Consider the following 11,324-nt stretch of genomic DNA (forward strand, 5'->3'; position numbering starts at 1 on the left):
AATTAGCCTTGGCTCACTTGTACAGCCTGACCAGCGATCACAAAATCTTGACCTAGGGTAATTAATGACACATGAGCAGGTAAGCCAGAAAGCCACACTTTATCGCTATCTGTACGCACAATAGTTACCGGATACGCAACAACTTCGTTGTTTTCATTAACTGCTTTAACTTGCAAACGACCTTGATTATCAAGACTAATCGACGACGCACTTACCAAGTGCCCCTCAACTTCTTTAACCGGAATGCCTAGTGATGCAGTCATACCAACAAGACGGCGATGTTCTTTATTGCTCACTAATACTTCGATGCGGTAGCTACGAGTATTTTCATCAGCTGTCGCAGAAATAAATGACAGAGCACCAGTAATAGCTTCGCCGTTAATTAGGCTAGCGGTTACATCTTGTCCCAACACCAATCCATCAACTTGTTGTTGAGGCACCATTGCGGTAATTTTTAACTGTAAGTCATCAACTAAAGAGACAACTTGCTGACCTTTATCTAAGTAATCACCTAGTTCAACGTAACGACAATCAAAAACGCCATCAAACGGTGCAATAATGGTTGAGTTTTTAATGTCGTAATCAATTTGCTGCAGCGATGCTTTAGCTGCTGCTAAATTGGCTTGCTGCAAGCTCAAACGACTGCCCGACTCTAACTTTCTATCAAATAACTTCTTGGTCGCCGCAAGCTCTTGGGTTTGATAAGCAACGTTTGCCACCGCTTGTTCACGCTGAGAGAGGCGTGTTTTTAACGAAACTTTTGCTAGCACATCCCCTTTTGTAACACGACTACCTAATGCCAATGGCAGGGCAATAATCTTGCCATCAACTTCTGTCTTTAACGACAAAACACGGTTGGGCTCAACTTGCCCTTGTACTGTAATTTTTTTAGCAACCAGCTGCGCATCAGACGATTTCACAACCACGCTCATCAGCTTTTCGCTCTCACTAGCTTGTGATACCTCTTCTGTCACTGGTGCGTCATTGCCACCTGATAACATCCAAATAATTAGAAGGCCGGTGAGCCCTGACGCCAACATTATTGATTTATTCATGTGATTCTCCAGACGTATTAGATTCGACAGTCATCGACTGACCAAATAATCCCGTCATTGTGTAATTGATAATAATTTTGATAAACCGTTCTTGTGAAATCGAAGGTGATTCACTAAAACAGTGAAATTGTTTGCTGTGGAGCATTTCAAGCGCGCCAGTAAAAGTGGCGTGTGCTCCTAGGAGTAACTCATCGATTGATGCGTTAGGTAATTCGTTATTGTCGATACCCTTGCTGAAAATGTTTTGCAAAATAACAAAATATTCCCCTTCAATGGCTAAGCAATGTGTTTTTTCTTGTTCTGGTAATCGCTCAAAAAAACTCGCTTGATGATAACGTCTTGAAATCTCGCTCATTAACGGCTCTTCGACATGAGCCATAAAGCACAATTCTAGCATTTCACGCATTTGTTCTTTTGCTGGAAGTGTACTGTCAATGGTCTTAACTTTTTGTAATACATCGTAAGAAAAGTTATTGGCAAGTTGCGCCAAAACAGCATCTTTACTCGTAAAATGTTTGTAAATAGTACCTTTACCAATATCTGTTGCTTTAGCGATATCAGCCACGGTAACACTATCTAATCCATTAGCTAAAAACAGGGTTGTCGCTGCACTTAGAATATCCTTTTCCCGTAATTTAAATTCACGTTCTTTTCTAGATTCAGACATATCATCGCTCGGTAAATTCTACAACATAGAACCATCAGTCACTTTTAAACCGATAGTCACTTTGTGACCACGGGTCACGAGTGAACAAATATTAACTTAGTTACCTCATGAATGAAAGGTCAAGGATCAACAAATTGATGTTTTGAACACTTTTTTTATTGAATTAAGTGAGAGTTTTTAAAAGCAAAACACACTAATGAATAAATGCGGTCGATGTTCAATTGTGAAGTGGTACAGTGAATTTCTATTTCAAAACCAAGGTGACTCCGTTGGTAAGGGTTTTAGAAGAACAATAACGGTAATCTAACACCAAATGAGTCAAAAAAAAGATATTGGCTTGAATACAAATCTGTGGCCCAAATTAGTTGACCACTACATGTCAGCCACTAACTCTAATTTAATGGCTAAATCACGTTCATACACCTCATTAATGCGATTGATCATAGTGACAACAGCAGCTAAACCTAACTCTTTGGTTCCACCATGAAATGCCGTATATTCACCGTCAGCCGCTACTGTAATACGATAGGTCCTTAAGGTAGAAGAAGATTTTCTATAATAACTAACGCGTTCAAATGTTTCGTTGCGCGATAATTTCTTAATCGGCGGCAAACGCTTATTTATCGAGTTAGCATTTAATGACAACGCATCTTTTTTGTAATAACTAACGTACTCTTCATTGTTTGCTTGAAATTGCGGTTCAATGAAGACATCATGCCCATTTAGCTGAAAAAACGCGTGAAATCCGTGGGGAGTAACATCAAAGTTACCTTTGTTTTCCAGGTTACCTATTTGCACACCAGAAAATGTTTTAATGGAAGGATAACGGGCAGCTAGATCGGGCGCCATAGTCATCGTTGGCGTTAATCGAAAATCCGCCAATTCACCGTTTGGCAAAGGTACTTGAATCACGACAGTATCGTTAGTACTTAACAAGTTTTGATTCAGATCCGAAAAATCGATAGTAGATCGATACCCTTCACTCACCTTACTATTAACTCGTTGTTCCTTCGTCGCTTGAAAGCTCGAATGAGACCATTGTGGGAATTGTGTTGCCTTAGCAACTGCGGACACAGTCACACTTGAAGATAGTGTGATTAGTAGCGCCGTATTTAGCAGTGAATGCTTCATTCGAATCCTTACTCTATGGTTGAGATATATCCAAACTCTATACAAACAAATATTATGGTTCAGTTACGATTTGTAGCAATAAATTACCTCGCTGATACAAACGGATACAATCCTTGTCCAAGCAGCGGTTGCAACCATGATATAACCTCGATCACTTGAGAATAGTTCCTTCTCCTACCCTGCCACCACGATCACACAAACAGTGATAGCAATAAACCTTTCAACAGGTTAAAATATGCCGCTTTTTTATCGGCCTTAGTGCTCGATAAAATCCCTAAATTTTATTATTAAAGAGAATCTAACTTTGATTACTACCGCTAATATCACCATGCAATTTGGCGCCAAGCCTTTGTTTGAAAACATTTCTGTTAAATTTGGCAACGGCAACCGTTACGGTCTTATCGGCGCAAACGGCTGTGGTAAGTCAACGTTTATGAAAATCTTAACCGGTGATTTAACACCGTCATCAGGTAACGTTTCTGTCGATACTGATGAGCGTGTTGGTAAACTGCATCAAGATCAGTTTGCGTTTGAACAATTCAACGTCATCGATACCGTAATTATGGGTCACAAAGAAATGTGGGCTGTGAAAGAAGAACGTGACCGTATTTACGCTGCCCCTGAGATGAGCGAAGAAGACGGTATGCGTGTTGCTGATTTAGAAACACAGTTCGCTGAAATGGACGGTTACAGTGCAGAAGCACGTGCAGGTGAATTACTATTAGGCGTTGGTATTGAAGAAGCCCTTCACTACGGCCCAATGTCTGAAGTTGCTCCAGGTTGGAAACTGCGCGTGCTGTTGGCACAAGCGCTATTCTCTGATCCTGATATTTTACTCCTTGACGAGCCAACGAATAACTTGGATATCGACACCATCAAATGGCTAGAGGACGTACTTAACGAGCGAAAATCTACCATGGTTATCATTTCGCATGATCGTCATTTCTTAAACTCAGTATGTAGCCACATGGCTGATTTAGATTACGGTGAAATGTCAGTATTCCCAGGGAACTACGACGAATACATGACGGCTGCAACGCAAGCGCGCGAACAGCTAATGTCTGACAACGCGAAGAAGAAAGCACAAATTGCTGAGCTTCAATCTTTCGTATCTCGCTTCTCTGCAAACGCATCTAAAGCTAAGCAAGCGACATCACGTGCTAAGCAAATTGACAAGATTCAATTGGCTGAAGTGAAAGTGTCTAGTCGTATTTCACCATACATTCGCTTTGAGCAAGAAAAACAACTTTATCGCAATGCAATCACTGTTGAAGGTGTGACGAAAACGTTTGATGATTTAACACTGTTTAAAGATTTTGAAATGATCACTGAAGTCGGTGAGCGCATCGCTATCATTGGTCAAAATGGTGTCGGTAAAACAAGTTTACTGCGTATTTTACAAGGTGACTTAGATGCTACAGCCGGTGAAGTAAACTGGTCTGAAAATGCTAACATTGGTTACTATGCGCAGGACCATTCACACGAATTTGAAAAAGATTTAACCTTGTTTGATTGGATGGCGCAGTGGATGCAACCGGGCGGCGACGAGCAATCTGTACGCGGCATCTTAGGTCGTCTTTTGTTCTCACAAAATGATATCGGTAAATCAGTTAAAGTGATTTCTGGTGGTGAGCAGGGTCGTATGTTATTCGGTAAATTGATGATGCAAAAGCCAAATGTATTATTAATGGATGAACCAACCAATCACTTGGATATGGAATCTATCGAGTCAATTAACTTGGCGTTAGCAAACTACCCAGGTACCTTGTTCTTCGTTTCTCATGACCGCGAATTTGTATCATCACTAGCAACACGTATTTTTGAAATCACGCCAAACGGCATCCATGATTTCCGCGGTACTTACGATGAGTTCTTAGCCGCAAAAGAAGCCGCTAAATAATATTCACCTACCTCTTCTTAAAACCGATACGAATTAGTATCGGTTTTTTTATTTCCTCAACAATATCAAATTCATCAAGTTATTCTTTAACAACCTTAGTTTATAACCCCATGTTATAAAAACAATTACTGAATACGTATGCATACACTAACGCCAATTGTTAAAAATATGTAAACATCGATTCGTTAAGCAATATACAAAAGGATTAAAGCTTAATATTCATTGGAAAATAATAATAATTCCCTAATACAGGTAAACTAATGAACATACAATCAACCTTTAAAAAAGCAATTGCCGTCAGTGCAATTGCCCTTACTACCGCTGTGACGTCTAACACAGCATCCGCCGATACAATCCTGCATGCCTTTAACTGGGAATATGATGAAGTTGCTGAAAAAGCGCAAGAAATTGCTGATTTAGGCTACAAGAAAGTTTTAGTTTCGCCGGCTTATAAATCAACAGGCGATCAATGGTGGGCGCGCTATCAGCCACAAGATATTCGCGTTATCGATAATCCATTGGGCGATACTAATGACTTTAAAGCTATGGTTACAGCGCTTAAAAGCAAGGGTGTTGAAACTTACGCCGATATCGTTTTCAACCACATGGCTAATGAAGCATCCCAGCGTAGCGATCTCAATTATCCAGGAGCTGCTGTACTTGCAGAATACGCTGCTGCGCCAACACTGTCTGAAAACATTAAATTATTTGGTGACATCACCGATAATTTCTTAGCCGCACACGATTTCCAAGCGCCGGGTTGTATTACCGATTACACCAATGTTCATCAAGTACAAACACTGCGTTTGTGTGGTGGTAATGGCGACCGGGGTTACCCGATCTCGATGCCAATAATTGGGTTGTTGAACAACAAAAACTTTATATCAACAAATTAAAATCATTTGGCGTGACTGGCTTTCGTGTTGATGCCGCAAAACACATGACTAATTACCATATCAATGCGGTCTTTACGCCAGAAATTAAAGCTAATGTTCATGTCTTTGGTGAAATTATTACCCTAGGCGGCGCAGGCCATGGCGATTACGATAATTTCTTAGTGCCTTATTAAAATCAAACTGGACATGCAGCTTATGATTTTCCGTTGTTCAACCAAATGTTTAATGCCTTAAAGTTCGGTGGTTCTATGAACCTATTGGTTGATCCTGGCGCTTATGGCCAAGCATTGGCAGGTCACCGTGCTATCACATTCAGTGTGACGCATGATATTCCACTAAACCAAGGTTTCCGTCATCAAATTATGGAGCCAACGGATGAAAAGCTAGCAAACGCTTATATCTTTGGTCGTGATGGTGGTTTGCCATTAGTGTATTCCGATCACAATGAAAGCGGGGATAATCGCTGGGTAGATTTCTACAAACGTGACGATATTAAAGGCATGTTGAAGTTTCACAATGGCACACAAGGCCGTGGCATGCAGGTGATTAACCACAACGATTGTATGATCTTATTTAAACGAGATCACGTGAGAATTGTTGGTATTAATAAGTGTGGCAATGGTCAAGATGTGTGGGTTAACACAGCAACAGATAACCTGTACTGGCATCGTAATTACCGCGATGTACTAAGCAATAACGTACAAAATGTATCTAGCCAGTGGCACAAATTTTATCTACCAGCGCGTAGTGCGCGCATGTGGTTAATGGAGTAGAGTAGATTAAACAAAAGGGAGCTGTAATTACAGCTCCCTTTTTTATTTCCACGATGACTAATTATCGAATTAGTGGCTTTGAAATGCCTTACTAATAATCTTCCAACCACTGCCATCATCAATTAAATGAAAGAAGTTGGTAAAGCTTGATTTACTAAGCCCCGTTTCTTTGAGTGTTACCGTAGCTACCTTGCCGTCTACTTCAATATGCGTAATTTTAGCGTCGTATTTAGCACCGGTAGTATTGAGTTTCAATTTACCCATACTCTCAATAAAACGCTTTGGTGTCGCTAGCACCATCTTGCCACGTAGCGAGCCATTCATGACGGCATTAGGATGAAATGCACGATTTAGCTTGTCGGTATCGCCTTCAAAAGTCCCTTGCGTATACAACGCAATAACCTGCTTTACAGCTGCGACATTTTTCGACTCTTTTGCCGTTGCAGAAAAGACAATGGTGCATAATAACGCTGCTATTACTAACTGAACATATGACTTCATCATTACGATTTCCCTAACATTCTTTTAAGTGTTGAATCTTTATCAACGATATGGTGTTTAAATGCACCGACAACATGTAACACGATAGCCGCAATGACAATATTACTGATCAAACCATGTAATTGATGGCCAAGACCGCCAATAGCGTCACTGCGCACCATCGTTTCTTCTGGCGATGCAGGATCGTGATTTGGCCCCCAAACTTCTAAACCAAAGACTGCCAGTTCATGCCCCCCGCCCCACGACATCATCAAGCCAGACATTGGAATGATCACAGAGCCAATTAACAGTACATAGTGAACCACTTTCGACATTAGATGCTCAATCTTTTTATAATCGCTTGCAGGCTCCGGCCAACCCTGTTTGATGCGCCAAATAACACGCGCAATTATCACCAGAAAGATTAATGCGCCAATGGATTTATGTAGATCATAAAATTGGTAAGCCTCATTCTCTTCCATGTAAATCCCCAAAGCTAGTAAGCCGATAATGGTTACGGCCACTATCCAATGGAGAAAAATCGAAGTAGGACTTAGTTTTTGTTTAGTATCATTCATCTTCTATTACACTCATTGCTATTTTAATTATCAGCGCTATTTTAAGTACAACAGCGTGACACCAACGTGAACAATTATTGTTCTATACCCAAGCTACATAAAGATGCTTGGATGTATATGTAGAGAACACAGTTAAATTAAAAATAAACGGTACTTTGGTACACAAGGCAGCCAACCTTTCATATGGTAGGCTAAGCCTCATTATTTTAAAGGAGACACTCGTCATGTTATCAAATAAAGTCGCGCTTATTACCGGCTCTACCAGCGGCATTGGACTTGCCGCAGCTCATGTTTTAGCAGAAAAAGGAATTCATCTTATTCTACATGGACTGATGAATGAACAAGACGGAGCAGCCTTAGTTACTGAGTTTGAAAATAAGTATGATATAAAAGCTTTCTTTAGCAATGCTGATTTGCGCGATCCACAAGCTATAAGTAACTTTATGCAACAGGGTGCTAAAGCACTTGGTAGTATCGATATCTTAGTTAACAATGCAGGCATTCAGCACACCGAAGGCGCAGCAACTTTTCCAACACACAAATGGAATGACATTATAGCCATCAACCTAACCTCTTCATTTCATACCATTCAACAATGTTTACCTGCAATGACCGAAAAAAAATGGGGACGCATCATCAATATCGCCTCAGTTCATGGCTTAGTGGGCTCAAAGAATAAAGCTGCGTATTGCGCTGCCAAACACGGCATTGTTGGTTTAACTAAAGTCGTTGCTTTAGAAAGTGCGGAAGATGGTATTACCGTCAATTCAATCTGCCCCGGTTGGGTAGATACGCCGCTTATCGGCCAACAAATTACTGACATTGCAGAGAAAGATCGCGTTAGTTTTGATGAGGCACAATACAAACTAATCACCGCTAAACAGCCATTACCAAGCATGGCTGACCCTCGTCAAATTGGTGAGTTTATTCTGTTTCTTATGTAGCGATGGCGCGAAAGGAATTACTGGTTCAGCATTGCCGATGGACGGTGCGTGGACGGCACAGTAATTTTCTAAATCTCGCTCAAAAAATGCCAGATAACAAACTGGCACTTTAATTCTCCGATTCAAACAGTGAAACAAGGAGAACAATCATTCAACTTCACTCATAAGAATTCATACAATTTTAAGTAAGTTTAATGATTTCTTATCATTTTTGGATTAAAAATTGAATTTCTATACAACATTCAGTATTGTTCCACGCTTACTCTTTCAGAAATAGGGAAATATATGAAAACTAAATATTCATTTAATGCAATGGCAGCAATTATATTGTTGACGGTATAAAGCAAGTCTGACGCATTAGTTCACAATGAAGTTAATGACAACGTATGGATAACCTGCGATCTAGATTGTCAAAACCAAGCCAAAGATGCCTACTACAGTGAACTCTTTAAGGAGTTTTTTGCTAACGATTATTACAAAGAACACTTTAATGAAGAGCAGACTAAAACTGTATTTTCTCACGCTGAATATGAGAACATAGCAAAGACACCAGCAAACAGCCTTCCACATTGTTTAAATGAGGTAGAAGCACGAAATATTCGGTGTATTGAACAAGCGAAGACAGTACAACACTTTATGAAGTGGATTGGTGGCGCAGCGGCAGGCGCGGCTCCCACAGCATTGAATCGAGCAGCTCTATATGAAAAGTCGAACGCTAAAAGAAACATCATGAAGCACGAATTTTTTGAAAGTGGAGCTAATAAGAAAATTGGCGGAGTGTGGGTAGGCGCTGCAGAGTTTTCGGTGGAATTAGCAACAATAAAGAACGAAGCTAAATGTGCAACAATGAAAAATACTCAAACAAATAAATGTAAAACAAACCTTAAAAACTAAATAAATTAATATTATTTATTAAAAATTAGCTTTTTGATGCTAATTTTTCAGGTCAACAATCGTTGGCCTGTCATTTAAGAGCTCTCTATGAAAAAAATATCAATCATTATACTTGTATTAATTGCGGTAACTAGTTATTTTTACTCAGCCATGAACCAAAATCAAACATAGCATCAGTTATCAACCCATCACCAATTAGCGTCAAAAAGAACGTTAAGATTAACGATTTATCCTCAAAAAGAAATACGCCTTTTGTCGAGCAGTGCCCTAGCAATGCTTCTCTTCTTCGAAAAGAACTCGAATTTTTATTGAGGAAAAAAAAGAGGCTTGGTCGACTTTTTTCAGGATACTTTTCCAATTCAAACTTAAATACTCCAAAGGAAGAAAAAGAGTTAATCATTCAGCTAATGGGTATCCCTTTGAAAGATTTCGCTGAAAAATATCATGAGACTCATAGAAATAACAATTTTCAATTTACTAGTGCTACAAAACAGCCCTTAAGCGATAAGTTGTTTAATGAGCTATATCTCAACTTAACGACACTAAACTATTCAAAAATCATCGAATCAATCTCAAATAACAATTACACATCAACACATACAATAGGTAATGATTCTATTATTTCATTTATCCTAAAAAACAGCGCTACTAAAGCAATTCATATTGAATCTTTTCTAAAAGCAGGCTTAGTGCCTAGCTTTAATGACTTTGTCACAGCAATGCGAGAAAATTTACATATCGAAATAGTCAAAATCCTACATGCATATTATGACGGAGATATAGCAGCTATTCATTATGAAGATTTTCAAGATAAATCATTATCAATCATTGCTATAGAGCAGAAAAACAAAGAGGCATTCGATTTTTTCCGTCAATTATCAGCGCCTCTAAAGCCTGCTAGATATGGATTAAACGCAATGGATGCTATAGCTCCACCGCCATCACAATCGCAACTCAACAACGCAATAGAAATTTTTACAACTTTGGCCGATGACGGCGTGATGCCCTATAGCATTCATACTGAATCTCGAATAAAATCATGGTTACCAAAAGATGTAACGCATTCTTATAAAAATTACTTTAAAACACTCAATGAAGCAATGAGTAAAAGAGTTGAAAGCTTGCCTATAGTTCAAGAAGAGATTTATACAAGAACGGTATCAAAGATAAAGGCTTTCAAAGAAAGAATCACGTTTATTGAAAATCAAATAATATCCTGTAACTTAGCGGATACAAGTGTTCCGCCAGCCCATTCAGTAACCTCAAATCTTCAGGAACCTAGTCCTGCTGATCTTCCTATTGAACTCAAAGCCAATATCGTTGAAATGCAGATGATGCTTGATAAAAAAGATTGGTCGGGATTTATTGATAAACTCTACACCATGGCAGAAGAGTACGATATGCCAGAATATAAAAATCTCGCACTAATGCAACTCATTCAACAGAATCCCCCTAAAGAACACTTGTCAACTCTTATTAACGACAAGGATGTGACAATAGTCCCTCAGACACTTACAATAGCGATCATGTCAAACAACATAGCAGCTATGAAATTACTAATTCCATTGAGTTTAGATTTTAGTGAGAGATCCGCTAACGACTTTCTCGGTGAGAATAGCGCTGTATTTGACGTTTCTGGTGAAATGGAAAACTTACTTAACGAACGAGTCGATTTACTTAACTAATAATTGGTAACTTTTAATGATAACTAAGAAAAAAATTCAAAATGAACTTGGAAATACATTTGTTAGAGGAATACAACTCATCTTTATTTTGTCGTTAATAAGCTATGCTTTTGAGTTTATTATCATGGAGAGGTATGTAGATTTTTTCGGTGACGCTAAGAATTTTTATTCACAGGCAGGCAGGCAATCTGAAATCAGTTGTCTATTTGTATATTCTCTACTTGCGTGGATTTCATTAATATTCTTAGCTAGTCGTTTTGTTACAAACGTCTTTTCCGACTCGTCGGATAAGGAAGATAGCAACTAATCAACTACTCGCTA

General features: G+C 39.1%; 11 protein-coding genes and 1 pseudogene. 7 read left to right on the plus strand and 5 right to left on the minus strand.

Annotated features, from left to right (window positions below; translation table 11 throughout):
• Nucleotides 1–2 precede the first annotated feature (2 nt).
• The 3 genes from ACMAZF_RS15910 to ACMAZF_RS15920 all read right to left on the minus strand — a co-directional run bounded on the left by ACMAZF_RS15910 (nt 3) and on the right by ACMAZF_RS15920 (nt 2,853).
• Complete coding sequence (locus ACMAZF_RS15910; RefSeq protein ID WP_435274730.1) at nt 3–1,055, minus strand: efflux RND transporter periplasmic adaptor subunit; 1,053 nt, start codon at nt 1,053–1,055, stop codon at nt 3–5.
• Nucleotides 1,048–1,722, minus strand: coding sequence for a TetR/AcrR family transcriptional regulator (locus ACMAZF_RS15915; RefSeq protein WP_435274731.1), 675 nt, complete (start codon nt 1,720–1,722; stop codon nt 1,048–1,050). The genes ACMAZF_RS15910 and ACMAZF_RS15915 overlap by 8 nt, the downstream gene beginning before the upstream one ends.
• A 372-nt stretch (nt 1,723–2,094) precedes the next feature.
• A complete protein-coding gene (locus ACMAZF_RS15920) occupies nt 2,095–2,853 on the minus strand; it encodes a reprolysin-like metallopeptidase (protein ID WP_435274732.1) in 759 nt (252 codons plus the stop codon).
• A 304-nt stretch (nt 2,854–3,157) separates the two neighbouring features.
• Between ACMAZF_RS15920 and ACMAZF_RS15925 the strand changes: the two genes are divergently transcribed.
• The 4 genes from ACMAZF_RS15925 (at nt 3,158) to ACMAZF_RS15940 (ending at nt 6,422) form a co-directional block, all read left to right on the plus strand.
• The gene (locus ACMAZF_RS15925) at nt 3,158–4,753 is read left to right on the plus strand and encodes an ABC-F family ATPase (protein WP_435274733.1); all 1,596 of its coding nucleotides are present in this window, start codon (nt 3,158–3,160) and stop codon (nt 4,751–4,753) included.
• A gap of 260 nt (nt 4,754–5,013) precedes the next feature.
• Entirely contained in the window at nt 5,014–5,649 is a 636-nt protein-coding gene (locus ACMAZF_RS15930) for an alpha-amylase family glycosyl hydrolase (RefSeq protein ID WP_435274734.1), read from the plus strand.
• 44 nt (nt 5,650–5,693) lie between these two features.
• A complete protein-coding gene (locus ACMAZF_RS15935; RefSeq protein ID WP_435274735.1) occupies nt 5,694–5,822 on the plus strand; it encodes a hypothetical protein in 129 nt (42 codons plus the stop codon).
• A gap of 75 nt (nt 5,823–5,897) precedes the next feature.
• Entirely contained in the window at nt 5,898–6,422 is a 525-nt protein-coding gene (locus ACMAZF_RS15940) for a hypothetical protein (RefSeq protein WP_435274736.1), read from the plus strand.
• Between the two features lie 69 nt (nt 6,423–6,491).
• Here the strand turns inward: ACMAZF_RS15940 and ACMAZF_RS15945 are convergent, their stop codons facing one another.
• Nucleotides 6,492–6,926, minus strand: a complete 435-nt coding sequence (locus tag ACMAZF_RS15945; RefSeq protein ID WP_435274737.1) for a nuclear transport factor 2 family protein — start codon at nt 6,924–6,926, stop codon at nt 6,492–6,494.
• A complete protein-coding gene (locus tag ACMAZF_RS15950; RefSeq protein ID WP_435274738.1) occupies nt 6,926–7,480 on the minus strand; it encodes a cytochrome b in 555 nt (184 codons plus the stop codon). Before ACMAZF_RS15950 ends, ACMAZF_RS15945 begins: the two co-directional genes overlap by 1 nt.
• 224 nt (nt 7,481–7,704) lie before the next feature.
• Here ACMAZF_RS15950 and ACMAZF_RS15955 point away from each other — a divergent pair.
• From ACMAZF_RS15955 to ACMAZF_RS15965, 3 genes and pseudogenes are all read left to right on the plus strand, one after another.
• A pseudogene (locus tag ACMAZF_RS15955) lies at nt 7,705–8,488 on the plus strand (3-hydroxybutyrate dehydrogenase).
• A 572-nt stretch (nt 8,489–9,060) separates the two neighbouring features.
• On the plus strand, nt 9,061–9,318 hold the full coding sequence (locus ACMAZF_RS15960; protein ID WP_435274739.1) for a hypothetical protein: 258 nt from the start codon (nt 9,061–9,063) through the stop codon (nt 9,316–9,318).
• 308 nt (nt 9,319–9,626) lie between these two features.
• Entirely contained in the window at nt 9,627–11,003 is a 1,377-nt protein-coding gene (locus ACMAZF_RS15965) for a hypothetical protein (RefSeq protein WP_435274740.1), read from the plus strand.
• Nucleotides 11,004–11,324 lie beyond the last annotated feature (321 nt).

This window comes from Psychrobium sp. nBUS_13 (assembly GCF_051201665.1).
Taxonomy (GTDB): domain Bacteria; phylum Pseudomonadota; class Gammaproteobacteria; order Enterobacterales; family Psychrobiaceae; genus Psychrobium.